This window comes from Bradyrhizobium sp. 190 (assembly GCF_023073415.1).
Taxonomy (GTDB): domain Bacteria; phylum Pseudomonadota; class Alphaproteobacteria; order Rhizobiales; family Xanthobacteraceae; genus Bradyrhizobium.
In genome coordinates, this window is sequence record NZ_JADPJL010000037.1 from 242,912 (window position 1) to 267,397 (window position 24,486).

The 24,486-nt window shown below is 63.3% G+C and carries 29 protein-coding genes; 10 read left to right on the top strand and 19 right to left on the bottom strand.

The window, feature by feature from the left end; all coding sequences use genetic code 11:
- Positions 1-19 precede the first annotated feature (19 nt).
- Complete coding sequence (locus IVB22_RS23305; RefSeq protein ID WP_247519580.1) at positions 20-913, top strand: LysR family transcriptional regulator; 894 nt, start codon at positions 20-22, stop codon at positions 911-913.
- Positions 914-973: 60 nt separating this feature from the next.
- Here the strand turns inward: IVB22_RS23305 and IVB22_RS23310 are convergent, their stop codons facing one another.
- Both IVB22_RS23310 and IVB22_RS23315 read right to left on the bottom strand, forming a co-directional pair.
- Positions 974-1,189: a hypothetical protein gene (locus IVB22_RS23310; protein ID WP_374207618.1), complete on the bottom strand. Its 216-nt coding sequence runs from the start codon at positions 1,187-1,189 to the stop codon at positions 974-976.
- A 118-nt stretch (positions 1,190-1,307) separates the two neighbouring features.
- Positions 1,308-1,520 (bottom strand): hypothetical protein, encoded by a 213-nt coding sequence (locus IVB22_RS23315; RefSeq protein ID WP_247519582.1) that lies wholly within the window; start codon positions 1,518-1,520, stop codon positions 1,308-1,310.
- A gap of 359 nt (positions 1,521-1,879) precedes the next feature.
- Here IVB22_RS23315 and IVB22_RS23320 point away from each other — a divergent pair, with 359 nt between their 5' ends.
- Positions 1,880-2,098, top strand: coding sequence for a hypothetical protein (locus IVB22_RS23320; RefSeq protein WP_247519583.1), 219 nt, complete (start codon positions 1,880-1,882; stop codon positions 2,096-2,098).
- A gap of 25 nt (positions 2,099-2,123) precedes the next feature.
- Here IVB22_RS23320 and IVB22_RS23325 read toward each other — a convergent pair whose 3' ends face one another.
- The gene (locus IVB22_RS23325; RefSeq protein ID WP_247519640.1) at positions 2,124-2,768 is read right to left on the bottom strand and encodes a response regulator transcription factor; all 645 of its coding nucleotides are present in this window, start codon (positions 2,766-2,768) and stop codon (positions 2,124-2,126) included.
- Positions 2,769-2,851: 83 nt separating this feature from the next.
- On the opposite strand from IVB22_RS23325, the gene IVB22_RS23330 reads away from it, so the two are divergent.
- Positions 2,852-4,204, top strand: coding sequence for a histidine kinase (locus IVB22_RS23330; protein ID WP_247519584.1), 1,353 nt, complete (start codon positions 2,852-2,854; stop codon positions 4,202-4,204).
- A 65-nt stretch (positions 4,205-4,269) separates the two neighbouring features.
- On the opposite strand, the gene IVB22_RS23335 is transcribed toward IVB22_RS23330, so the two are convergent.
- From IVB22_RS23335 to coxB, 9 genes are all read right to left on the bottom strand, one after another.
- Complete coding sequence (locus IVB22_RS23335) at positions 4,270-4,653, bottom strand: nuclear transport factor 2 family protein (protein WP_247519585.1); 384 nt, start codon at positions 4,651-4,653, stop codon at positions 4,270-4,272.
- A gap of 181 nt (positions 4,654-4,834) precedes the next feature.
- Positions 4,835-5,602 carry an SURF1 family protein gene (locus IVB22_RS23340; protein ID WP_247519586.1) on the bottom strand — a complete coding sequence of 256 codons (768 nt, stop codon included), beginning with the start codon at positions 5,600-5,602 and terminating at the stop codon, positions 4,835-4,837.
- Positions 5,599-5,988: a DUF983 domain-containing protein gene (locus IVB22_RS23345; protein ID WP_247519587.1), complete on the bottom strand. Its 390-nt coding sequence runs from the start codon at positions 5,986-5,988 to the stop codon at positions 5,599-5,601. The genes IVB22_RS23340 and IVB22_RS23345 overlap by 4 nt, the downstream gene beginning before the upstream one ends.
- Before the next feature lie 217 nt (positions 5,989-6,205).
- The gene (locus tag IVB22_RS23350) at positions 6,206-7,096 is read right to left on the bottom strand and encodes a cytochrome c oxidase subunit 3 (protein WP_247519588.1); all 891 of its coding nucleotides are present in this window, start codon (positions 7,094-7,096) and stop codon (positions 6,206-6,208) included.
- Between the two features lie 105 nt (positions 7,097-7,201).
- On the bottom strand, positions 7,202-7,852 hold the full coding sequence (locus tag IVB22_RS23355; protein WP_247519589.1) for a cytochrome c oxidase assembly protein: 651 nt from the start codon (positions 7,850-7,852) through the stop codon (positions 7,202-7,204).
- A gap of 5 nt (positions 7,853-7,857) precedes the next feature.
- Positions 7,858-8,022, bottom strand: a complete 165-nt coding sequence (locus tag IVB22_RS23360) for a CoxF protein (RefSeq protein WP_247519590.1) — start codon at positions 8,020-8,022, stop codon at positions 7,858-7,860.
- Positions 8,023-8,040: 18 nt separating this feature from the next.
- Positions 8,041-8,979, bottom strand: a complete 939-nt coding sequence (locus tag IVB22_RS23365; RefSeq protein ID WP_247519591.1) for a heme o synthase — start codon at positions 8,977-8,979, stop codon at positions 8,041-8,043.
- A gap of 63 nt (positions 8,980-9,042) precedes the next feature.
- Complete coding sequence (gene ctaD, locus IVB22_RS23370; RefSeq protein ID WP_247519592.1) at positions 9,043-10,662, bottom strand: cytochrome c oxidase subunit I; 1,620 nt, start codon at positions 10,660-10,662, stop codon at positions 9,043-9,045.
- Positions 10,663-10,745: 83 nt separating this feature from the next.
- A complete protein-coding gene (gene coxB, locus IVB22_RS23375; RefSeq protein ID WP_247519593.1) occupies positions 10,746-11,582 on the bottom strand; it encodes a cytochrome c oxidase subunit II in 837 nt (278 codons plus the stop codon).
- Positions 11,583-12,131: 549 nt separating this feature from the next.
- On the opposite strand from coxB, the gene IVB22_RS23380 reads away from it, so the two are divergent.
- The gene (locus IVB22_RS23380; protein WP_247519641.1) at positions 12,132-12,656 is read left to right on the top strand and encodes an invasion associated locus B family protein; all 525 of its coding nucleotides are present in this window, start codon (positions 12,132-12,134) and stop codon (positions 12,654-12,656) included.
- A 32-nt stretch (positions 12,657-12,688) separates the two neighbouring features.
- Here IVB22_RS23380 and IVB22_RS23385 read toward each other — a convergent pair whose 3' ends face one another.
- From IVB22_RS23385 to IVB22_RS23395, 3 genes are read right to left on the bottom strand one after another with little or no spacing between them, the layout of a single operon-like run.
- A complete protein-coding gene (locus tag IVB22_RS23385) occupies positions 12,689-13,303 on the bottom strand; it encodes a TlpA disulfide reductase family protein (RefSeq protein ID WP_247519594.1) in 615 nt (204 codons plus the stop codon).
- A 29-nt stretch (positions 13,304-13,332) separates the two neighbouring features.
- A complete protein-coding gene (locus IVB22_RS23390) occupies positions 13,333-13,836 on the bottom strand; it encodes a DsrE family protein (RefSeq protein ID WP_247519595.1) in 504 nt (167 codons plus the stop codon).
- A 10-nt stretch (positions 13,837-13,846) separates the two neighbouring features.
- A complete protein-coding gene (locus IVB22_RS23395; RefSeq protein WP_247519596.1) occupies positions 13,847-14,239 on the bottom strand; it encodes a DoxX family protein in 393 nt (130 codons plus the stop codon).
- Positions 14,240-14,374: 135 nt separating this feature from the next.
- On the opposite strand from IVB22_RS23395, the gene IVB22_RS23400 reads away from it, so the two are divergent.
- From IVB22_RS23400 to IVB22_RS23420, 5 genes are all read left to right on the top strand, one after another.
- Complete coding sequence (locus tag IVB22_RS23400; RefSeq protein WP_247519597.1) at positions 14,375-14,779, top strand: helix-turn-helix domain-containing protein; 405 nt, start codon at positions 14,375-14,377, stop codon at positions 14,777-14,779.
- 220 nt (positions 14,780-14,999) lie between these two features.
- A complete protein-coding gene (gene tldD / locus IVB22_RS23405; protein ID WP_247519598.1) occupies positions 15,000-16,427 on the top strand; it encodes a metalloprotease TldD in 1,428 nt (475 codons plus the stop codon).
- Complete coding sequence (gene lepB / locus IVB22_RS23410) at positions 16,424-17,212, top strand: signal peptidase I (RefSeq protein ID WP_247519599.1); 789 nt, start codon at positions 16,424-16,426, stop codon at positions 17,210-17,212. Before tldD ends, lepB begins: the two co-directional genes overlap by 4 nt.
- Positions 17,213-17,327: 115 nt before the next feature.
- Entirely contained in the window at positions 17,328-17,669 is a 342-nt protein-coding gene (locus tag IVB22_RS23415) for an MmcQ/YjbR family DNA-binding protein (RefSeq protein ID WP_247519600.1), read from the top strand.
- Between the two features lie 97 nt (positions 17,670-17,766).
- On the top strand, positions 17,767-18,342 hold the full coding sequence (locus IVB22_RS23420) for a nucleotidyltransferase family protein (RefSeq protein WP_247519601.1): 576 nt from the start codon (positions 17,767-17,769) through the stop codon (positions 18,340-18,342).
- A gap of 123 nt (positions 18,343-18,465) precedes the next feature.
- Here IVB22_RS23420 and IVB22_RS23425 read toward each other — a convergent pair whose 3' ends face one another.
- From IVB22_RS23425 to IVB22_RS23435, 3 genes are all read right to left on the bottom strand, one after another.
- Positions 18,466-19,023: a PAN domain-containing protein gene (locus tag IVB22_RS23425; protein WP_247519602.1), complete on the bottom strand. Its 558-nt coding sequence runs from the start codon at positions 19,021-19,023 to the stop codon at positions 18,466-18,468.
- Positions 19,024-19,237: 214 nt separating this feature from the next.
- Positions 19,238-20,608 carry a glutamate--cysteine ligase gene (locus tag IVB22_RS23430; protein WP_247519603.1) on the bottom strand — a complete coding sequence of 457 codons (1,371 nt, stop codon included), beginning with the start codon at positions 20,606-20,608 and terminating at the stop codon, positions 19,238-19,240.
- 96 nt (positions 20,609-20,704) lie between these two features.
- On the bottom strand, positions 20,705-21,193 hold the full coding sequence (locus IVB22_RS23435; RefSeq protein ID WP_247519604.1) for a MarR family winged helix-turn-helix transcriptional regulator: 489 nt from the start codon (positions 21,191-21,193) through the stop codon (positions 20,705-20,707).
- A 122-nt stretch (positions 21,194-21,315) separates the two neighbouring features.
- Here IVB22_RS23435 and gstA point away from each other — a divergent pair, with 122 nt between their 5' ends.
- Complete coding sequence (gene gstA / locus IVB22_RS23440; protein WP_247519605.1) at positions 21,316-21,930, top strand: glutathione transferase GstA; 615 nt, start codon at positions 21,316-21,318, stop codon at positions 21,928-21,930.
- Between the two features lie 219 nt (positions 21,931-22,149).
- Here the strand turns inward: gstA and IVB22_RS23445 are convergent, their stop codons facing one another.
- Positions 22,150-24,363: an FAD-dependent oxidoreductase gene (locus tag IVB22_RS23445; RefSeq protein WP_247519606.1), complete on the bottom strand. Its 2,214-nt coding sequence runs from the start codon at positions 24,361-24,363 to the stop codon at positions 22,150-22,152.
- Positions 24,364-24,486 lie beyond the last annotated feature (123 nt).

The window sequence follows — 24,486 nt, forward strand, 5'->3', positions numbered from 1 at the left end:
TTATGAAATGGATTCATGAATGGCGCGCCAGAACATCAACGATCTCCTCGCGTTCCTGGTGGTGGCGCGGGAGAAAAGCTTCACCCGGGCAGCGGCGCAGCTCGATGTTTCGCAATCCGCGCTCTCTCATACGATCCGCGGGCTGGAGGAGCGGCTCGGCCTGCGGTTATTGACCCGCACCACCCGCAGCGTCGCGCCGACGGAGGCTGGCGAGCGCCTGATGCGAACGGTGGCGCCGAAGCTGGAGGAGATCGACGCCGAGCTTTCCGCACTGACCGAATTGCGCGACAAGCCGGCCGGCACCATCCGCATCACCGCGGCCGAGCATTCGGCCGTAACGATCCTCTGGCCTGCTTTGGCAACACTGCTGCCGCGATATCCCGACATCAAGGTGGAGGTGAACGTCGACTACGGTTTCACCGACATCGTCGCGGAGCGTTTCGACGCCGGCGTTCGTCTCGGCGAGCAGGTGGCCAAGGACATGATCGCGGTGCGCATCGGACCGGATTTCCGCATGGCGGTGGTCGGCACATCAGGCTATTTCGCTGTTCACCCCAAGCCCGCCAAGCCGCAGGACCTCGTGGCCCATAGCTGCATCAATATCCGATTGCCGACCTATGGCGGGATCTACGCCTGGGAGTTCGAGAAGCGCGGACGCGCCCTGAAGGTCCGGGTCGACGGCCAGCTGGTATTCAACAACATCACGCTGCGGATGAATGCGGCTCTCGCCGGGCTCGGCCTCGCCTACCTGCCCGAGGACCAGGTGCAGGCCCATCTCGCCGACGGCCGCCTGATCCGCGTGCTGGCCGACTGGTGTCCGCCCTTCTCGGGCTATCACCTCTATTACCCGAGCCGCCGCCAGCCAACTCCGGCCTTTGCCGTGCTGGTCGCGGCGCTGCGTTACCGGGGCTGATGCGCTAAACGAAAAGGGCCGCAGCAGCAACGCCACGGCTCTCTCTCCTGGAAGGGTCTGTCAGTTCGTGGTGCAGACCTTCATGGTTTTCATGCCCGTCTCGGCCTCGGTCTTGGTCTTGAACGTGCCGTTGTCGACGATCGTCGTCGTGGTCGTCGTCGGCTTGGTATCGACCACCGTGCATTTCTTGGTGGAGGCGTCGCGCACGACGTAGAATTCGGCGGCTACCGCGATTTCGGCGACCACCGATGCGGCAACGACTAAGGTTCCGATCATCAGAAATTTCTTCAAGGCGTCCTCCTCCAGTTTCTCACGTTGCAACCGGCAACTCCCGAGGAATTCAAATAGTTCCACTTTTTCCCGATACGGGACGAGCTTTCGGCACTGCCGCGGACTAGTCCTCCGGGAGACCTTCCAGCCTCTTGAGATATTTGAGCCCCTCGACCGCCAGTAGTTCCGTGTCGGTCTCGCCCGCTTCGCAGCGCTGGCGGATAAAGCGCTGGAGACTTGCGCGCCGCGAGTCGTTCTCATCAATACCGCTGTGGATCAGCCGGTAGACGCTCCAGGCTCGTGCAAAGGCGGCTTCCGCGATATCCGGGCTGTTCATCCAGCTCTCCCTGCAAATCACGAGAGCCTGTTTTGCCAGTCTTTCCCGAAAATTTCCATGCAAGTTTTGGCAAAATCGCGCCGGCAAACTGGTAGGCGGCGCCCTCGCACTCGCGGGGATAAGCGGCAACTTGCGCTCGAATATACCCTTAATGATTTAGTTTCGTGACCACGGAACAAATCTACTTGTCGGGAACTTGTGCCTCATCGCGATCACGCGATGGGGAGAGAGTTTGATGAGACGTTTCGTTCTGATTGCTGCTGCGCTGCTTGCTTCGCTAGCCATGACCGCATCTGCTTCCGCCAGATTGGGGATGGCCCCGATGGCTGCGCCGGATGGCGGTGTGATCGAGGTCAAGCATGGGCGCGGTCATGGCCATGGCCATGGCCATGGAGGTTGGCACCGCGGACGCGGCCACCATTACGGATGGCACAGAGGTCGCGGTCACCACAAATGGCGCCACCATCGCCGCTGGTAAGGCTCTCGCTGTCTTCGCGTTTGTCATTCCCATTGCCCTGATGATACGCGATGGCAGCGACACGAACGGTCGCGCCCTCGAGGCGCGGCCGGTTCGGTGATCAGAGTGATTGAATCAGACCGTGCTCAGCCGAGCCCCATCTCCACCGCGATCCGGATCAGGTCCGAATGATTCTTAGCGCCGAGCTTCTGCTTGAGCAGCGAGGTGGTGTTGGCGACCGTCTTGTAGGAAATCTCGAGCGCATCGGCGACTTCGACGATCTTGTCGCCGCGGCCGAGCAGCCGCAGGATTTCCAGCTCGCGCGCCGTCATTTGCGACGCCGGATTGGCCTTGATCGAAGCGCCTGAAAAGGTTACCGCCTCCGCCAGTTGCGGTGAAATGAAATTGTCTCCCGCGGCCACCTTGCGAACGGCCTTCACCAGCATCCTTGGATCGTCGCCCTTCGAGACATAGCCCTGCGCGCCCATCTCGATGGCGCGAACCACGAACGCCGGGTCGTCATTCATGCTGAACATGATGATCCTGGCGTCCGGATCATCCTTGCGGATGCGGCGCATCAGTTCGAAACCCGACACATCCGGAAGCTTGATATCGATGACCGTGACGTCCGGCCGCTTCGCCACGTAGGCGCGGTGGCCGGACTTGGCGTCGGTGGCCTCTTCGATCTTCACGGAATTGTCCGACGCAAACAGCGACCGGCAACCCGACAGGACCACCGGATGGTCGTCGACGATCAGGACCTTCGTTGCCGATCTGCTAGAATTCTGCATCATCCATCCTCTTTAGGATTAAATAGGCGGTTGGCGGTATTTGAAAAGAGAAATCTTGGGTTGCGGGAGTTATATTAGTCGAAATGTGGGAAAGACTTTCTCTTCGAACGCGGTTGTTGCTGCCGCTCGGCCTGATGTTCGTGGCCGCTCTGCTGGCCGGAGGCGTTTCGCTGCAGATATTTGCCACGGCGCAACTTATGGAAGAAGTCGAGCCGGCGGCTCGCTCGGCCAGAGCGGTTGCGGCTGCGCTCAACGGCGCGCTTCGAACCTCCACCAATCCGCAAGCGACGCTGGACGCGTTCGCGCAATCGCTAGGAGCCTCTGAAGCAATCCGGTTTCGGCGCGTCGGGACCGACCTCGATGCTCGTCCGCCCGGGGCGCAGGCCCCCTTGGGAACGGTGCCTGACTGGTTCGTCCGCCTCCTCGTCATACCCGAATCCAGAGCCGCCTTCCCCGTGATGATCGAGGGAAAACAGGTCGGCGACATCGTATTTGCGCCCGACATGGCCGCCGACATCTACGAGAAGTGGATCGGGTTTCTGGCGATCGTCTGCTCCGGAATTACCCTGATGCTGTTGACGGCGGCCATTGCCCATTTCGCTGCGCGCTCCGCATTGCGACCGCTGCAGAGCCTGGGCGACGGCCTGACCCGAATGCGAACCGGCGATTACGAGCAGCCGATTGCTCCCGCCGGCCCGCCCGAGATCCGCAAGAGCGCGCAGGAAGCCAACGAGCTCGCCCGCACCCTCAATCGCCTCAGCCAGGATAACCGCAGCCTGCTGCGCCGGATCGTGTCGCTGCAGGACGACGAGCGGCAGGATATGGCGCGCGAGCTTCATGACGAACTCGGGCCGCTGTTGTTCGGCATCCGCGCCAACACGGTGGCGCTTTTGGAATCCATCCCGTCCGGCCAGGCGGAGTTGAGAAGCGCCGCCGAGGGCATTCTGCAGTCGGTCGAAACATTGCAGCAGGCGAACCGCCGCATCCTCGACCGGCTGCGGCCGCTCTACATTCAGGAGCTCGGCCTCGAGAAGAGCATCCAGACACTGCTGCAGAACGCGAAGGCGCAGGCGCCTGACCTCAAAGTGACGTCGCAAATCGACACGACGCTGAACGAGGTCGACGGCTTGCTGTCCCAGACAATCTATCGCGTTATCCAGGAGGCGGTGACAAACGTGCTTCGCCATGCCAAGGCGAACGCGATGCACGTCACGGCAGGGATCAACGACCCCGGAGTGATCGTGGAAGTATCCGATGACGGCATAGGTTTTCCGGCGGACCGGGTGTTCGGGCGGGGATTGACGGGAATGCTGGAGCGCGTTCGCGCGCTGAGCGGGACGCTTGAACTGCTGCGCGAAGAAGGTCGCACCTGCGTTCGCTGCCGGCTTCCCGCGGGAGATTCCGCCTCACAGGCGCGAGGCTCAGCGCAAGCCTAACGGGGAAGCGATCCTGCAGAACGCGCAAGCCGGCAACGATTGCAGCGCATGCAAACGCCGGGTGATCAGCCGGCTTCATTCTGAACGGCGGCCGCATCCGGCAACGAGGCCGGCGCCGGCTGGCAATCGCTTCGCAGGATTTTCCCGTCGGCGGTGAAGCGAAATGCGATCCGCACCGGCTTGCCTTCATGGCTGAGATAATCGAGCACGACGCCTTCAGCGGTCGGTGTGATTTCCTCCAACCCGAATGCATCCGAGGCGAGCGCATCGAGGCGCGGCCGCCAGTAGGATTCGAGCCCGGCGCGGCCCTCGCTGACCTTGACCTCGCCGCACTGGCATTTGAGCATCGCGTCGTCGGCATAGAGCTCGAGCAATGCCGACAGGTCACGATTCCGGCATGCGTCCAGCCAGTCGACCACCAAGGCTATCTGATCGAAATCGTCCGCCAAGTCCGCGACTCCATCCACGTCGCGATACCTCGTCCTGAGCGCCGACGCGGGTGAGGGAGTATGGTGATCGTCGTGAATGGACACTGAACGGCCTGCCTTTCGGAACGCACCGTGGAACTCAAACGATTGTGCGGAACAAAGGTTCCGACAAGCTAGTCCGGGTGAATACGGGGACGGAGCTTTAGCCGCGACGCTGCCCGCGCCACCACACGCCGAACGCGATCACGACCGCAAACGCCAGCGTGAACCAAGTGATGGCGTATTGCAGATGATCGTCCTTGAGATGAACCGAAAGCGGGCCGGGTTTTGGAATGCCGCTCTCGGGCGCGGGCGTTTCCAGATCTACATAGAACGGTGCGACAGCCTTGCCGCCCTCGACCCAGCCGAGCACACGGGACATGGCGAGATGATCGCGGGTGAACCAGAGCCGTTTTGCCACGCTCTCCGGCGGCGTCAGCGTGCCGGCGCTTTCGGGAAAGCGGATGTAGCCGGTGAACTGCACCGGATCACCGGTGATAAGCCGTCTCACGGCGCGATCCTGCTGGGCGCGGTCCTGCATCGTGTTCTGCACGAAGCCGGTGTTAATCACGATGGTGTTGCCATCGGCGAGTTGCGCCGGCAGGAAGGCCCATGTGCCGGGGCCGGAGATGTCGTCGCGCACCGCGGAGCCCGCGCTATAGACCATCGCGTCCGGCAACGGCGCGTAGGTGGCGGTAAAGCTGATGCGGCGGAATTGGTCTTTGGCCGCCGTCAGCGCATTCCACTGCGCTTGCGCCGGCAGCGCCTCGGGCGCGGCCGCAAGCCGTTCGTTCAACATCGCGATCAGCGCATGTTTCTCGACCCGGCGCTGCAATTGCCAGATGCCGAGGCCGGTGAAGACCGCGACCATCAGCAGCGTGAAGATGGCAAAACCGGTAACCGCCGGCCGCCGTGACAAGAGCGCGGTCATTTCGGCTCGCGGTCGATCAGGCGGCCGGGCGCCGCCTTGTGATGAAACTGCAGCGCGATCAGAAGCGACTTCATCGAGCGCAGCGGCAGCAGCGTGGTAGCGATAATCAGCGGCAGCCAGAGCGCCGCATGCAGCCAGAACGGCGGCTGATACTTGATTTCAACGATCAGGGCCGCGGTGACGACGATGGCGCCCGCCAGCATGATGATGAAGATCGCAGGCCCGTCGCCGGCATCAATGAAGGCGTAGTCGAGCCCGCACGCTTCGCAATTCGGGCGCAGGTCCAGGAAGCCCGCATAGAGCTTGCCCTTGCCGCAACGCGGGCAGCGGCAGGCCATGCCGCGTAGCGCGCTCTGGGTGAGGGTGATTGCCGCACTATCTGTCATGCTCTGTCCTTCCCCTCTCCCCTTGTGGGAGAGGGTGGATCGAATGAGCGTCAGCTCATTCGAGACGGGTGAGGGGTCTCTATCCGCGGAGACAGACCCCTCATCCGTCTCGCCGCCGCTCCGCGTCGGCGATCCACCTTCTCCCACAAGGGGAGAAGGGAAGAAAGAAAAAGGGGCGGTCCTTCCGACCGCCCCCTTGTAGCACGTCAAGCCTGTATCAGTGTCCGGCCACCGGCCCCGCGCCGCGGAACCAGACATAGATGCAGATGAACAGAAACAGCCACACCACGTCGACGAAGTGCCAGTACCAGGCGGCGAATTCGAAGCCGAGATGCTGCTTCGACGTGAAGTGGCCGGCATAGGCGCGGATCAGGCAGACCAGCAGGAACACGGTGCCGACCAGCACATGGAAACCGTGGAAGCCGGTCGCCATGAAGAAGGTCGCGCCGTAGATGTTGCCGGAGAAGCCGAACGTGGCGTGGGCGTATTCATAGGCCTGCACGCCGGTGAAAGCGGCCCCGAGCAGCACGGTGAGGATCAGGCCGTATTTCAGGCCCTGGCGGTCGTCCTCGAGCAGCGCGTGGTGCGCCCAGGTGACGGTCGTGCCCGAGGTCAAGAGGATCAGCGTGTTGAGGAGCGGCAGATGCCAGGGGTCGAAGGTCTCGATACCCTTCGGCGGCCAGGTGCCCGGCACGCTGCAGGCGCCCATCGCCGTGCCCGGACCGCAGCCGAACACCGCGTCGCGGGTGGCATGGATCGCATCGGCGGGGAACAGCGCGGAATTGAAGAAGGCCCAAAACCAGGCGACGAAGAACATCACCTCGGAGGCGATGAACAGGATCATGCCGTAGCGGTGGCTGATCTGCACCACGCGCGTGTGGTCGCCCTTGTACTGGGCTTCGCGGATCACGTCGCCCCACCAGCTCGCCATGGTGTAGAGCACGCCGATCGTGCCGATGCCGAAGACAACCGGTGCGCCGGCGAACATCTTATGCATCCAGGCGATGGCGCCAACAGCCATGATGAAGGCCGAGATCGAGCCGACCACCGGCCACGGGCTCGGATCGACGAGGTGGTAGTCGTGGTGCTTCGCGTGCGCCGTAGCCATTGCGGTCTCTCCGTTAGATGCGCCGTTCCCGTCGGCACATATTCGTCTCAAATTTCAAAGCCGAAATCCCGTTAGATACGGAATCCGGCGGTCACAGGTTTCCCGTCACAAGTTTCCCTTGCGCTTGTCGCCTTCGCCGGCTGCGACCGGCTTCGGCGCCGGATCGCGCACGGGATAGAAAGTGTAGGATAGCGTGATGGTGTTCAGGCCGTCGTTCTCGCTGTCCTTGGCCAGCGCCGGATCGACGTAGAACACCACGGGCATCTCGCGCTTCTCGCCCGGGCCCATGGTCTGTTCGCTGAAGCAGAAGCAGTTGATCTTCTGGAAATAGGCGCCGACCGTCAGCGGCGCGACGTTGTAGGCAGCAACGCCTGCGGTGGTGCGGGCGGCCTGGTTGGTCACGGTATAGAACACGGTGACGACCTCGCCGATCCGGACCTCGATCTCGTTCTGCTCGGGCTCGAACTTCCACGGCAGGCCGGGGCCGACATTGGCGTCGAACCGCACCGCGATCTTGCGCGCCAACGGCGCGTCAGACGGCGCCGAGGTCGCGACCTGGGTGGTGCCGTTGAAACCGGTGGCGCGGCAGAACCAGTCATAGAAGGGCACGGCGGCATAGGACGCGCCGACCATGAACACCACGACGAAGCCGCAGATCGAGGCCACCACCGCATCGCGCGTCAGGGTACGACGCGAAGCGACCTTGTCGCCTCCCGTCACGCCCACGCCCTCGTGCGTCTGCGGCTGGTTTTCCATCTCAATCACATCGGCCGGACGAGAACGGCCGGCCCCTTGACCATAGTGACCGCGAAAAACAGTACGACCAGCACGCCGAGCGCGAGCGCAATGGCGATCGAGCGGTGACGGCGGCTTCTTTTCTGCGCCTCGGTGAGGACAATTCCATCTGACTTCTGCTTGTCGTCCATGCCTTCGCCATTCGCCCCCTACCCGATCAGAGGTACGACGGCGCGGACGACCACTTCGAGCAGGAGGGTCGCAAACAGCGCAAACAGATAGAGAATCGAGAAAGCAAACAGCCGGCGCGTGGCGCGCACCGCTTGCTTGCCCTCGCGGTGGCGAAAGACGTTGATCGCAAGCCACATCATGCCGGCGCCGAGCAGAAGCGAGGTCACGCCGTAGACCGCGTCGAAATAGCCGAGCGGCCAGGGTGCAGCCGCAATCGCGACCAGCACGATCGTGTAGAGCAGGATCTGCAGCCGCGTCGCATCCGGCCCGGCGACGACGGGCAGCATCGGAATGCCGGCGCGGGCATAGTCGTCGCTGCGGAACAGCGCCAGCGCCCAGAAATGCGGCGGGGTCCAGAAGAAGATGATCAGGAACAGCAGCACCGGCTCCATCGATAGCGAGCCGGTGGCCGCGGCCCACGCCACGACCGGCGGCAGCGCGCCGGCGGCACCGCCAATCACGATGTTCTGCGCGGTCCAGCGCTTCAGCCACATGGTGTAGATCACCACGTAGAAGAAGATGGTGAACGCCAGCAGTCCGCCGGCCAGCCAGTTGACGAGGACGCCGAGCGTCATCACCGAGAAAAACGCCAGCGTCAGGCCGAACGCCATGGCCTCCGGCGGGGTGATGCGTCCGCGCGGGATCGGCCGGTTGGCGGTGCGCGACATCAGGGCGTCGATGTCGGCTTCAAGAGCCATGTTGAGCGCGCCCGAGGCGCCGGCGCCGACCGCAATGCAGAGGATCGAGGTGAACGCCAGGATCGGATGAACGTGGCCAGGCGCGATCACGAGGCCGACCAGCGCGGTGAAGATCACCAGCGACATCACCCGCGGCTTCAGCAGCGCGATGTAATCACCGACCTCGGCCTCGGAAATCCGGGGGCCAAGCTCGACGGCGTGGTGATCGACAACCGACACGATGGACTCGTTTTCCCTAAAAGAGTGCGACGCGCCTTCTTTGAGAGCGCGCCGCGGTTTGCCTTACTGCACGCGCGGCAGCACTTCGAACTGGTGGAAGGGCGGCGGCGACGGCAGCGTCCATTCCAGCGTGGTAGCGCCGGCGCCCCACGGATTGGCCTCGGCCACGCGCTTCTTCGCAAAGGCATCGACCACGCCGTAGATGAAGATCAGCACGCCGAAACCCGAGATATAGGAACCGAGCGACGACACCAGGTTCCACCCCGCAAATGCATCCGGATAGTCGACGTAGCGGCGCGGCATGCCTGATAGCCCGAGGAAGTGCTGCGGGAAGAACACGAGATTCACGCCGATGAAGGTGAACCAGAAGTGCAGCTTGCCGATGGTTTCCGAGTACATGTAGCCCGACATCTTCGGGAACCAGTAGTACCAGCCCGCGAAGATGCCGAACACGGCGCCGAGCGACAGCACGTAGTGGAAGTGCGCGACCACGTAGTAGGTTTCCTGCAGCACGCGGTCGACGCCGGCATTGGCCAGCACGACGCCGGTGACACCGCCGAGCGTGAACAGGAAGATGAAGCCGATCGCCCACAGCATCGGCGTCTTGAACTCGATCGAGCCGCCCCACATCGTGGCGATCCAGGAGAAGATCTTCACGCCGGTCGGCACCGCGATCACCATGGTGGCGGCGACGAAATAGGCCTGCGTCGCCGACGACATGCCGACGGTGTACATGTGGTGCGCCCACACCACGAAGCCGATGCCGCCGATCGCGACCATGGCATAGGCCATGCCGAGATAGCCGAACACGGGCTTGCGCGAGAAGGTGGAGACGATCTGGCTGATCATGCCGAACGCAGGCAGGATCAGGATGTACACTTCGGGATGGCCGAAGAACCAGAACAGATGCTGGAACAGCAGCGGGTCGCCGCCGCCGTCGGCAGAGAAGAAGGTGGTGCCGAAATTGCGGTCGGTGAGCAGCATGGTGATGGCGCCGGCGAGCACCGGCAGCGACAGCAGCAACAGGAACACCGTCACCAGGATCGACCACACGAACAGCGGCATCTTGTGCAGGGTCATGCCCGGCGCGCGCATGTTGAAGATCGTGGTGATGAAGTTGATGGCGCCAAGGATCGACGAAGCGCCGGCCAGATGCAGCGACAGGATCGCGAAGTCCACCGCCGGTCCCGGATGGCCCGAGGTCGATAGCGGCGCGTAGATGGTCCAGCCCGCGCCGACACCGTTGGCGCCCGGCTCACCCTCAACGAAGGTCGACATCAACAGCAGCGCGAAGGAGGCCGGCAGCAGCCAGAACGAGATGTTGTTCATGCGCGGGAACGCCATGTCCGGCGCACCGATCATCAGCGGCACGAACCAGTTGCCGAAGCCGCCGATCATCGCCGGCATCACCATGAAGAAGATCATGATCAGGCCGTGCGAGGTCACGAACACATTGTAGGTGTGGGACTCGTGGAAAAACTGGACGCCGGGATACATCAGCTCGACACGGATCGCGATCGACATCGCCGCACCGATGACACCCGCGAAGATCGCGAAGATAAGGTACATCGTGCCGATGTCCTTATGGTTCGTCGAATAGACCCAGCGCCGCCATCCGGTCGGATTGGCATGGGCGTGGTCATCATGGGCGTGATCGTGGTGTGTCGCTGCGGTCGTTGCCATTTTGAAATCCTGCCTTGCAGTCCCTTTTCGGACCTTTTCAGGTCCCGTCGCCCTTGTCCCTTAGCGTATCCCTTGGCCGCGCCTTACTGCGCGGCCTGACCACCAGCCGAAGCGAACGTGTTCGCCGGGTTGGTCGCATATTTCTTTTTCGCCGCCTCAACCCAGGAAGCGAATTCCTGATCGGTCACTACCCGCACCGCGATCGGCATGAAGGCATGATCCTTGCCGCACAGTTCGGAGCACTGGCCGTAATACATGCCGACCTTGGTGGCCTTGAACCAGGTCTCGTTCAGGCGGCCGGGGATCGAGTCGATCTTGATGCCGAACGACGGCACCGCGAACGCATGAATGACGTCGGCGCCGGTGGTCTGGACGCGGATCACCTTGTTGACCGGCACCACCATCTCGTTGTCGACGCCGAGCAGGCGCGGCAGCTTGTCGGCCGCCATCAGCGAATCGAATTCGAACTTGCCGTTATCGGGATAGGAATAGCTCCAGTACCACTGCTTGCCGGTGGCCTTCACCGTCAAGTCGGCCTTGGGAATGTCGAGCTGCTGGAACAGCAGGCGGAACGACGGCACCGCGATGGCGACCAGGATCAGTACCGGAATCAGCGTCCAGGCCACCTCGATCAGCGTGTTGTGGGTGGTCTTGGAGGGGATCGGATTGGCCTTGGCGTTGAACTTCACCACCACGATGACCAACAGCGCCAGCACGAACAGGGTGATCAGCGTGATCAGCACCAGCAGCAGGTTATGGAAGCTGATGATGTTTTCCATCACGGGGGTCGCGGCTTCCTGCAGCGTCATTTCCCACGGCTTGGGCTGCGCCCCAAAAGCCGCCCCGCCGGCTGCGAGCGTCATGCCCGCCACCGTCAACCCCAGCAACCGCCGGCCCATCTGGCCACTCGACATCTTCATGCCGCTCGCGCTCCCTTGAATAAATCCCCAAAGCACTCCCACCGAATGGCAGGGAATGCCGCACGATCCGCCCTCACAAACGGCCTACCGGAGGTACTTTTGGAAGTACACCTTCAAAAGTACCTGCAACAGCATTGCTACAGTACCCTGGGCCACATCGTTAGAACGCGTCGAAATCCAGCCTCTCAAACCATAATTCTAAGGCTCTCGCAATGCAGTAGTGGAGAGCAAAGCCATGCGTCACCTGCTATTCGCCGGATGTCGGATTTTCCCGGCAAATCCGCAAAAACCCGCCGTTTTGCAAGGCTTCGCCGCTTGACAGCCCGGTTGCCGGATGTAGGCACAGGAACGGCGCTCCCGAGCGGCCTGATTCGCGTGGGTCCTCGACGGCGTGGATCGGCTATCGGGCCGCCTTCAAGGCGCCGTCATTGCGTATCAGTCCGGTAAGCCCAATTACAATGTGGTGCCGGGCTGGCGGAAATGTCGCCGGCGCGGCCGGAAATGGTAAGAGGATCGACCCGGATGGGGCGTTCGAAACATCAGTCGGGAATGCGTCAGACGGGACTTGGTCTGGAACCGGCCCGCTGGTTGGGCGGCCTGTTCGCCGCGGCACTCCTGCTCGGCCTGACCCAGGCGGCGAGCGCGCAAGGCGCGGTGCGGTCGGTCCATGGCGACTGGCAGATCCGCTGCGACACCCCGCCGGGCGCGCAGGGCGAGCAATGCGCCCTGATCCAGAGCGTGGTGGCCGAGGACCGCTCCAACGCCGGCCTCACCGTGATCGTGCTCAAGACGGCCGACCAGAAGAGCAAGCTGATGCGGGTGGTGGCGCCCCTGGGCGTCCTGCTGCCGTCCGGGCTCGGCCTGAAGCTCGACAACCAGGACGTCGGCCGCGCCGGCTTTGTCCGCTGCCTGCCCAATGGCTGCGTGGCCGAGGTAGTGATGGACGAGAAGCTGCTCGGGCAGCTCCGGTCGGCCAAAACCGCGACTTTTATTATTTTTGAGACGCCCGAAGAGGGCATCGGCTTTCCGCTCAGCCTGAACGGGCTTGGCGAGGGATATGACAAGCTGCCGTGAGGGGCCGGAGCTAGCCTCAAAGCCGGGTCGTCTTAGTCGCCCGCGCCGGCGCTGGCGTAGTAGTCGAACAGTCGGCCCGCCTCCTGCGAGAGCCAATCCGCTTCACCTGTCATGTAGCCTTCGACTTGCCCGGTGACGCCGAGCACGAAGGAAATCGGCATGCCGTAAAGCGCGAACGGCGTGTCGATGCCGTCGCTTGCGCCGGCCCGCGCCACCAGCCCGCCGGGATCGAAGCCGATCGTGAGGTGGCGAAGCTTCAGTTTTTTGACGAAGGGCGCGACCAGCGATCGATCGCGATCGGTCGCGATGGCAATAACCGCGAGGTCGGCGCGGCCGTTTCCCGCGAGCCGATCCAGTATCGGCAGTTCAGTGCGGCAGGCCGGGCACCACGTCGCCCAGAAATTGACGAGCACCACCTTGCCGCGGAAGGACGCCAGATCGAGCGCAGCGGCGCCGAGGCGCGGGATTGGCACCGCCGGGACCGGGCGCGCGCCGCGAACCTCCGTGAACTGATGCCTGACCGTTGCGAACGGCGGCGGTCCGCCGGCCCGCGCGCGCGCCGGCAACGCCGGCATTGCGAGCGAGGCGGTCGCGCCCATCATGCCGGCAACGACGGTGCGGCGGTTCGGCCTGCGATGCGATGTCATGTCTGATGCTCTGCTGTACAGGTCTGGTGTCACGACCGGATGTAGGACCAGCCGGCTTCCTGCAATTCAATGATGCGTCCGGGTCCGCTCGGCACGAGATCGACGTTGTCGATCAGCGTGAGTGGACGCCCCTCCTGGCGCTCCATGCCAAGCTTGGTCGCCTCGCAGACCACGAAACGGATGTTCGAATTGACCGCTCTCAATACGCGCAGCATGTCCTTCACCGGTGACGTATCGGCGCGGAGCATGTGAACGCCGGCGTTGTAGGCGACGACTTCGATCGTGAACGCTTCGTTCCGCTCCTGATAATATTTCGGAAGGTTGAGCGAGGTCGAGATCAGCGCCCGCATCGTGGTGGGGTCATCGGTGTTGATCGGCAGCACCAGCCGGTGCATCGGGGGCAATGCGGGCTTCGCCTGCGGTTTTGAGGTCGCCGCTTCGGATCCTGTCAGTAACAGGGTCACCGTCAGCGGCAGGACGAAGGCCAGCACAAGCCCTGCAACAGTTGTCAATTCGCGGCGAGAAATGCGCATCGCAGCAGCCTCACGCGGTCTCGGCAAGCCATGCGATCTGGCCGCGCTCCGCATAGGCGACCACGGCGTTCAGCGCCAGCAGAACAATGGCCGGCACCGGCGAACCGCCGATGACGAACAAATGGGTGATCACCGCGCCGATCATGATGCAGATCAGCAGCAGCGCGCCGAGGGCGGCCTTCTGCGGCAGAAGCAGCAGGATCGCGCCCATGATTTCGAGACCGCCGGTGAAATAGCGAAACCATTGCCCGAGCCCGATGTGCTGGAACTCCTCGACCAGCATGGGAACGCCATAGAGCTTCGCCCCGCCGGCCGCCATAAAGGCGAGCGCAAGCAATCCCCTGACGACCCACAGGGCGGCAGAGGTCCAGCGCGGTCTGGCAGGCGCAACAATTGTCGACATCGAGAACTCCCGGAATGGTGAGAGCGGAGGCCGACAGCAGCGCCTTCCGCCGGCAGAGAAAACCCAAGGGGCTGTCAAACCCAAAATTCGGGACTAAGATGAAATTGACAAGTAGGATGATTTTTCTGGGGTAGTATGAAAAAGCAGACTAATGAGAGTGAAGGGCGAGAATGCCCCTCCGAACGGGCCAGAGCGCAGTTGCATCGGGCGCTTCGTCTGCTCTCGGGCAAGTGGAAGGGCGAAATCCTCTGGCAGCTTGTCGACGGCAAGCAGCGCTTTGGCCAATTGCGGCGCGCCATCCCCGACGTGACCCAGCACATGCTGACGACCCAGCTCCGCGACCTCGAAAGCGAAGGCCTGGTGAAGCGCACGGTGTTTCCCGAAGTGCCGCCGCGGGTGGAATACGAGATGACCCCGGCGGCCCGGGCGTTGCGGCCCGTGTTCGACGAGCTGTTCCGCTGGGCCAATGCTCACGCCAGGCCGGAGCCCGATGCAGAGGCTGCGAACGCGGCCGGCAAAGGGAATGACAAGCTGCCGTGAGGGGCCTCCCCTTTCGCTGCGGTCATGACTATCTTTCGAATCATCGTCGTCCCGGCCAAGCGAAGCCGGGACCCATAACCACAGGTTACCGTGTTGTAAGATGAGCTCGCCGTTGGTCTGCGCTTACAATACCGAGGCCTGTGGTTATGGGTCCCTGCGCCTGTGCGGAATTCCGCACCAGGCAGGGACGACCAAGCATTTGCGCTGAATCGGAGTCTGCATGACCAATCCCGCCACGACCTCCCTTCTCGACCGTGCCAATCTCGACCGCGATGCCGTCCAACGCGAGATCGCGCGGGGGCTTGAGGGGGCCGACGATGGCGAGCTGTTTCTGGAATATGGCCAGACCGAAGCGCTCGGTTTTGACAATGGCCGGCTGAAGCAGGCGACTTACGACACTTCGCAGGGCTTCGGCCTGCGCGCGGTCAAGGATGACGCGGTCGGCTATGCGCACTCCTCCGACGTCTCGCTGCCGGCGCTGATCCGTGCGGCGGATGCGGTGGCCGCCGTGCGCGGGGGCTACAGCGGCAATTTTGCCGCCGCACCGGCGCATACCAATGTGCGGCTCTATGGCGACGACAATCCGCTGGATGCGCCGGGCTTCGAGGCCAAGGTGAAGTTGCTGGCCGAGATCGATGCCTATGTGCGCGACAAGGACCCGCGGGTGCGGCAGGCTTCGATCAGCCTGGGCGCCACCTGGCAGGTGGTGGAAATTTTGCGCCCCGACGGCGAGAGCTATCGCGATATCCGCCCGCTGGTGCGGGTCAATATTTCGGTGGTCGCAGGGCAAGGCGACCGGCAGGAGAGCGGCAGCAAGGGCTATGGCGGCCGCGAGGGCTATGCGCGCTTCATCGAAACCAAGGCTTGGCGCGAGGCCGCCGACGGCGCGATCCGCGAGGCGCTGGTCAATCTGGAATCGGTCCCCGCCCCCGCCGGCGAGATGGACGTGGTGCTGGGCGCTGGCTGGCCCGGCGTGATGCTGCATGAAGCGGTCGGCCATGGGCTCGAGGGCGACTTCAACCGCAAGCAGACCTCGGCCTTCGCAGGGCTGATGGGTAAGCAGGTCGCGGCCAAGGGCGTCACTGTGGTCGACGACGGCACCATGGCCTCGCGGCGCGGTTCTCTCTCAATCGACGACGAGGGCACGCCGACCAACCGCACCGTGCTGATCGAGGATGGCATTCTCGTCGGCTACATGCAGGACCGCCAGAACGCACGGCTGATGAACATGAAGCCGACCGGCAACGGCCGCCGCCAGAGCTATGCCCACGTGCCGATGCCGCGCATGACCAACACCTACATGCTGGCGGGGCAGCGCGACCCCGCGGAAATTCTCGCCTCGGTGAAGAACGGCATCTACGCCGCGAATTTCGGCGGCGGCCAGGTCGACATCACCTCCGGCAAATATGTGTTCCAGTGCACCGAGGCCTACAAGATCGAGAACGGCAAGCTCGGCGCGCCCTTGAAGGGCGCGATGCTGATCGGCAACGGGCCGACCGACCTGCATCGGATCACCATGGTCGGCAATGACCTCGCGCTCGATACCGGCATCGGCACCTGCGGCAAGAACGGCCAGGGCGTGCCGGTTGGCGTCGGCCAGCCGACGCTGCGGATGGAAAAGATCACGGTCGGAGGAACCGGCGCATGAGCGAAGAGAAGGTGGCTGATGACCAGAAGGAGGGCTCGATCGGCAAGCCGGTGAGCTGGCGCGCGCAGGCCGTGCAGTTAGCTGCGATCGTGGCCGTCGTGTTCGTTGCCAAGGGCGCGATTGCCGAGCCGTTTTATGTTCCGTCCGGCTCGATGGAGCCGACGCTTCTGATCGGCGACGCGCTGGTGGCGTCGAAATTCCCCTACGGCTACGGCGCGGCGTCGCTGCCGATCCAGATCACGCTGCCGGAAACCGGCCGCCTGTTCGGCGACACGCCCAAGCGCGGCGACGTCGTCGTGTTCCGCTGGCCGGGCGACCGCTCGCAGGCCTGGGTCAAGCGCGTGGTGGGGTTGCCGGGCGACCGCATCCAGTTGCGGGAGGGTCAGCTCTTCATCAACGACCATGCGGCGGCGTTGAAGCCCGATGGGATGGGTGAAGCGGAAGACGATCGCGGCAATACCGAGCGGGCCTATCGTTTCGTCGAGACGCTGCCGAACGGCGTCAGCCACGCGATCTTCAAGATGCGCGACAATGGTAGGCTCGACAACACGCCCGAGGTGACGGTGCCGCCGGGCCAACTGTTCGTGCTCGGCGACAACAGGGACAATTCCGCCGACAGCCGCGTCGCGGTGCGCGACGGCGGCGTGGGATTATTGCCGATCGACAATCTGATCGGCCGGGCCGATGCGGTGGTCGGCTCGTGGGATCTCGGCATGCGCAGCCAGCCGATGTGGACATGGCTGTCGGGTTTTCGGCTGGCGCGGTTTTTCACATCGGTGCATTGAGCACTACCGCGTAGGGTGGGCAAAGGCGCATTTGCGCCGTGCCCACCATCTCTCCAGCGATTAAGCTCATGGTGTGCACGCTTCGCTTTGCCCACCCTACGGCGCAACTGACCCCATGACCTTCGACGACGTCAGAAAATTCGCGCTTCTCTGGCCCGAGGTCGAGGACGGCAGCTCCTACGGCACGCCGGCCCTCAAGGTGCGCAAGAAGATGCTGGCGCGGCTGAGGGAAGACAACGACAGCCTGGTGATGCCGGGCGTGCCGCAAGACGAGCGCGAGATGCTGGTGGAAAGCCAGCCGAAGGTGTTTTACTTCACCGATCACTACCGCGATTATCCGATGGTGCTGATCCGCCTGTCGAAGGCAAGCCGCGCCACCGTCGAGCCGCTGCTGCGCCGGCACTGGCGCACGCTGGCGTCGAAAAAGGCGGTGAAGGAATTCGATACGACTTTGTAGGGTGGGCAAAGGCGCGCAAGCGCCGTGCCCACCATGTTTCCACGATCGTGAGAGAAATGGTGGGCACGCTTCGCTTTGCCCACCCTACGGCATCATCATGAATACCGACCAATTCCTCACCGCCGCCTTACGCAATCCCGCCAACGAAATCATTGCCAAAGAGCTGCTTCGGCTGGCGCTGCCGGATGCGTGGCTGGTCTCCGGATGCCTCGTGCAGACGGTGTGGAACGTGCTGACGAAGCGCGCGGTCGATTACGGCATCAACGATTACGACGTGTTCTATTTCGATCCCGATACGTCGTGGGAGGCGGAGGACAAGGTGATCCGCACGCTCTCGGAGCGGTTTGCAAACCGCGGCATTGCGGTTGAGGCGCGCAACCAGGCGCGCGTTCATCTCTGGTACCCCGAAAAGCATGGCCTGCCCTACCCGCAACTGCATCGCTCGACGCAAGGCATCGACCGCTTCCTGACCAAGAACACCCAGATCGGAATCCGGCGAACGGGCGAGGCCTACGAGGTGTATGCGCCGAATGGCTACGACGATGTCGCCGCACTGATCGTGCGGCCCAATCCCGGCGCGAATTTTTCCGCGGCGAATTATGCAGCGAAGGCGGAGCGCTGGAAGGCGCTGTGGCCTGAGATCACGGTGCTGCCGGCGGATACGGAATCGTAGGGTGGGCTAAGCGAAGCGAGCCCACCATCTTCCTATGTCAATTGCGCGCGAGATATGGTGGGCACGGCGCAAGTGCGCCTTTGCCCACCCTACAAGTTTCGCTACGATTTTTCTGCAGGCCCGCTACCGCACCACGCCCGAAGTAAACCCCGCCTTCCGCCGCGGCGGCTTGATGTCTTTCTTCAGGAAGCAGTGCGCCTCCTTGCCGGCATAGCCCGGCCGGGCATAGGTCCAGGCGCGGCATTTGTTGTCGGCGGCGCAGGCGGCCTTGCAGGCGTCATCGCCGCCGTCGCTGCTCTTGAGATCGAAGCTCTTGTAGTCACCGCCGAAGCGGTCGATCGAGGTTTCGATGCTATCGTTGCGCCGTTCGACCACGCCGGCGCCGCGCACGCCGGAGACACAGCAATCGCTCTGCACCCGCGCCGGCACGTTGCTCTTGAGCCAGCACACCGCGCGGTTGGCGAGGTCAGTCGGATAGCTGAAGGTCCAGGCGCGGCAGCGGCGGTCGCGCTCGCACACCAGCGCGCATTCTGCCGGATCGCCCGAGATCACGGGCGCGCTGAGATAGTCACCGCCGGGACGATCGAAATTGGCCTGCGCCAGCGCCGGGCGCGCGCCAACGGCCGCCGCCAAAAAGGCGAGCGTCACCAGACACGCCCTGAGCAGGCGAACAGTCTCCATGCACGGTTGCTTTCGAGTACGTTGCTTTCGAGTACGCGTTTCCAGCGCGGGATGGCTCTTCTTCGAAAAGTCGTCCCGCCTCAGCCCTTTGATTCGAGCATGATCTCCGCGCAAACGCGTTTGCGCGGGGACCATGCTCCACATCCGGCCGTCATTTGAGCGCCATCAACCTGTACGGTGGATGAACGGCCCAAAGGTTAAGCAACCCGTTCAATTAAAACGCGTATTCCTGATAGACCGGCTCCACTGAACCGCCCCACTCGCCGTTGAATTTGTCCAGCATCTCTTCCGCAGGCGTGCGGCCCGATTCGAGGATGCGCTCCAACGGTTCGAGGTGGCGGCTTTCGTCGCGGCCGAGTTGATCAATGCGGCCACGCCGCCGCAAGCCCGCATGCGACAGCTTCAGGCACTCCCGGGCGATCTCGAACAGGTAGCGATCCCTGATCCTGGCCTTGAAGCCGAAGCGTGGGACGTCGTCGCGCAATGCCTGACGCTCCTGCGCCGTCCAGTGACTGACCAGATCCCAGGCCGCATCCAGGCTTTCGTCGTCATACAGCAGCCCGACCCAGAATGCCGGCAACGCCGGCAGCCGGCCCCATGGCACGCCATCGGCGCCGCGCATTTCCAGATAACGCTTCATGCGGACTTCCGGGAAAATCGTCGAGAGGTGATTGGCCCAGTCCGACAAGGTCGGACGCTCGCCGGGAAGCGAGTTGTTGCGGCCCTCGAAGAAGGCGCGGAACGACGAGCCGGCGACATCGATATAGGTCTCGCCGCGCTTGACGAAATACATGGGCACGTCGAGCGCGTAGTCGACCCAGCGCTCGAACCCCATGCCGTCCTCGAACACCCACGGCAACATGCCGGAGCGGGCATTGTCGGTGTCGCGCCAGATCTCGGAGCGGAACGACAGGAAGCCGTTGGGCTTGCCTTCGGTAAACGGCGAATTGGCAAACAAGGCGGTCGCGACCGGCTGCAGCGCAATCGACACGCGCAGCTTCTTGACCATGTCGGCTTCCGAGGAGAAGTCGAGATTGGTCTGCACCGTGCACGTCCGGTACATCATGTCGATGCCGTATTTCCCGACCTTCGGCATGTAGTTGGACATGATCTTGTAGCGGCCCTTGGGCATCACCGGAATCTGCTCCCGCGACCAGGACGGCGTCATGCCGAGTCCGAGAAAGCCGATCCCCAAAGGCGTCGCGATCTCGCGCACCTGCGCCAGATGCGCCATCAGCTCGGCCTGGGTCTGGTGCACGTTTTCGACCGGCGCGCCGGACAGCTCAAATTGCCCGCCGGGCTCCAGCGAAATCGCCCCGCCGCCGGTGACGTCATAGAGCCCGATGATGTTGCCGCGCTCCATGATCGGCTCCCACCCGAGCAGGAGCTGCATGCCTTCGAGCAGCGCGCCGATGCCGCGCGCGCCTTCATACGGCACGGGCTGGCGGCCCTCCAGCGTGAACGGGGTCTTCTCGTGCTCGGTGCCGATGCGGAACTCGGACGGCGGCTTGATGCCCGCCTCGAACCACGCGACGAGCTCGTCACGCGATTGCAGCGGCGTCATATCGATCTGGTCACGCGCCATGAAAAAATCCGGATAACTGGCGATTCGACCGAACGCGCCGTGTGGCCAAGGGAATGCGGACGGCGACGTCCGCATCAACGAAACATATCAGGGCCGTCATCGCGCCGGCACGCCGTCGCGGGCAGCGGCCGTCTTGACGTCGGAGCAGGAGCAGCCCAGCCGGTCGAGCAGACCGCAAAGCTTCATCGCGTCGGCATCGGACAGTTTGGAGCCGACGTGCTTTTCGATCGCCGCCGAATAGGCGCTCCACATTTTCTTCTGCAGTTCGCGCCCGGCCTCGGTGATCTCCACGAACTGGCCGCGCTTGTCGATCTTGCACTCGCGCCGCGCCGCCAAGCCCTCGTCCACCAGACGGTCGATCAGCCGCGAGGTGGAATATTGCGGGATCAGCATCTGCTTTTCCAGTTCCACCGGGCGCATCTCGCCGGAGGGGGCGCGCGACAGTTCCAGCAGCGCGTCATACCAGGCCAGCGGCGGAAAGCCGGCTCTCTTTAGATCCTGCTCGACGGCATCGAGCACCCGGCTCTGCACCCGCATCAGGCGGATCCAGGCGGCGGTCGCCTCGGTCGATGGTTTGCGTTTCATCATCCAGTCCGTATCAGTCACAGATCAGTGTACCGCACTAAATGCAGCTGCATCAATCTTGACTATTCCATGCAGATGCATTTAGTCAGCCCACCAAAAATGTCGAGGGAAGGAAAAATCCGATGAAACTTTATTATTCCCCGGGCGCCTGCTCGCTGTCCCCCCATATCGCCCTTCTCGAGGCCGGTCTGCCCTACGATCTGGTCAAGGTCGACCTGCGCGCCAAGAAGCTGGAAAACGGTGACGACTTTTTGAAGGTCAACCCGAAGGGTCAGGTGCCGGTGCTGGCGCTCGATTCGGGCGAACTGGTCACCGAGGGGCCCGTTATCGTGCAGATGATCGCCGATAAGGCGGGCAAGAATCTGGCGCCCTCCCGCGATTCGGAAGAGCGCTACAAGCTGCTCGAATGGCTGAACTACATCACGACCGAGCTGCACAAGAATCTCGGACCGATGTTCTCTCCGCTGCTCGCCGACGACGCCAAACCCTTCTTCAAGGACCGCGCGATGGGCAAGTTCAAATATCTTGAAACCGCGCTAACGGGGCGCGACTACCTGATGGGCAAGCAGTTCACCGTCGCCGACGGCTACCTCTTCACCATGCTGATGTGGGCAACCGACCGGTTGAAGTTCGATCTCTCTGATATGCCGAACCTTCTGGCCTACAAGGCCCGCGTCGCCGCCCGTCCGAAGGTGCAGGAAGCGATGACCAAGGAAGGGCTGCTGAAGGCCGCGTGAGGGTTTCAGGATTGCGACGAACGAAGGGCCGGATCGATGATCCGGCCCCTTTTTGTTCGTGTCACTGCTCTCTCCGGTGGTCGTCCCTGCGAACGCAGGGACCCATAACCACAGGGAGTTGTTGTTTGCCGAAGGCGTCGACCAAGACGTCTTATCGATAGATCACGCGGTATGGGTCCCTGCGTTCGCAGGGACGACGATGGATTTTGCGCTGCCGCCTTACGCCGCCGCCTTCTTCGGCGGGAAGCGGCCGTAGAAGGTCTCGCCGCTGGCCGCCATGTCTTCCAGCAATTTCGGCGGGGTGAAGCGCGAGCCGTATTTGGCCTCCAGCTTGTGGCAGAGCTCGACGAACTTCCGCGTTCCCATGAAGTCGATATAGGACAGCGTGCCGCCGGTGAACGGCGCGAAGCCAAAACCGAGGATCGAGCCGACATCGGCCTCGCGCGGATCGGTGATGACGTGGTCCTCCACCGTGCGCGCGGCTTCCACCGCCTGCACCACCAGGAAACGCTGCTTCAGCTCCTCGATGTCGAGAGTATCCGGATCGAGCTGCTTCGGCTGCAGCGCTGATAGCCCCGGCCACAGGCTCTTCTGGCCCTTGCCCTTCTCGGGATAGTCGTAAAAACCCTTGCTGTTCTTGCGGCCGAGGCGGCCCTGCTTCTCGACCAGCTCCACCATCAGCTTCTTCTGATCCGGGTTGATGGAATTGGGACCGAGATCGGCTTCGGTTGCCTTGATGACCTTCAGGCCGAGGTCGAGGGCGACTTCATCGGACAGCGACAGCGGACCGACCGGCATGCCGGCCATCTTGGCGCAGTTCTCGATCATCGCCGACGGCACACCTTCGAGGAACATCTCGTTGCCTTCGGCGATGTAACGGCCGACGCAGCGGTTGGCGTAGAAGCCGCGCGAATCATTGACGACGATCGGCGTCTTGCCGATTACCCGGACATAGTCGAGGGCGGCGGCGAGCGCGACGTCCCCGGTGTTCTTGCCGAGGATGATTTCGACCAGCATCATCTTCTCGACCGGCGAGAAGAAGTGGATGCCGACGAACTTGCCCTGCTCCTTGAAGCTTTCGGCCAACGAAGTGATCGGCAGCGTCGAGGTATTGGAAGCGAAGATCGCCTCAGGCTTCAAGTACTGCTGCGCCTTGGCAAAAGTCTCCGCCTTGACCTTGCGGTCCTCGAACACGGCCTCGATGACGAGGTCGCAATCCCCGAGCGCGGCGTAGTCAGCGGTCGGCGTGATGCGCGCCAGCAGCGGGTCGCGGTCGCCTGCCTTGGCGCGGCCCTTGGCGATCTGCTCGTCGATCACCTTCTGCGCATGCGCCTTGCCCTTGTCGGCGCTCTCCTGGTCGCGGTCGATCAGGACGACGTCGAGACCGGCGCGGGCCGAGACGTAGCCGACGCTGGCGCCCATGAAGCCGGCACCGATCACGGCGACCTTCTTGATCTTGGTCGGCGGTACGTTTTGCGGACGCCGCGCGCCCTTGTTCAGTTCCTGCATTGACAGGAACAGGCTGCGGATCATCGCCGCGGCTTCCTTGGATCGCAGCACCTTGGTGAAGTAACGCGATTCGACGCGCAGCGCAGCGTCGATCGGCAACTGCAGGCCCTCATAGACGCAGCTCATGATGGCGCGCGCCGCCGGGTAATTGTCGTAGGTCTCGCGGCGATAGATGGCGTTGCCGGCCGGGAACATCATCATGCCGGCCTTGGAGAACACCGGGCCGCCCGGCAGCTTGAAACCCTTTTCGTCCCACGGCGCGACAGCCTTGCCGCCGCCCTTGATCCAGTCCTTGGCCGCCTTGATCAGATCGGCCGCCGGCACGATGGCGTGGATCAGATTGAGCGCCTTGGCCTTGTCGACCGTGACCGGATCGCCCTTGAGCAGGATCGTCATCGCATCCTGCGGCGGCACCAGGCGCGGCACGCGCTGGGTGCCACCGGCGCCGGGGAACAGGCCGACCTTCACTTCAGGCAGGCCCAGCCGGGTCTTGGGATTTTCAGCCGCGACGCGATAGTGGCAGGACAGCGTCACCTCGAAACCGCCGCCGAGCGCCAGCCCGTTGATCGCGGCCGCCCACGGCTTGCCGCATGTTTCGATGCCGCGCAGCACCAGCGAGAAGCGGCGGCTCTGGTCGAACAGCATCTGGTTGGCAGCTTCCTCGCCCTTCTCCTTCAGCATCTTGGCATAGGCGACGTTCATGCCCTCGAGCATGGAAAGATCGGCGCCGGCGCAGAAGGCTTCCTTGCTGGAGGTGATGACGACGCCCTTCACTGCGGCGTCGGCCGTGGTCTGCTTCAGGATCTCCTCGAGCTCGGTCGTCGAGGTCTCATCCAGCACGTTCATCGAACGTCCGGGGATGTCCCAGGTGGCGAGCGCAATGCCGTCGGCGTCGGTCTCTAGCTTGAAATTCTTGAAGGCCATGTTGGTTGCTCCCTCGATGCCGGCAGCCGATGTCAGGCGCGGCGGTTAAATTGTGATCCCGTAGCTCTCGTAGGGTGGGCAAAGCGAAACGTGCCCACCATTCCCAGCGGAGTGCGTGATGGT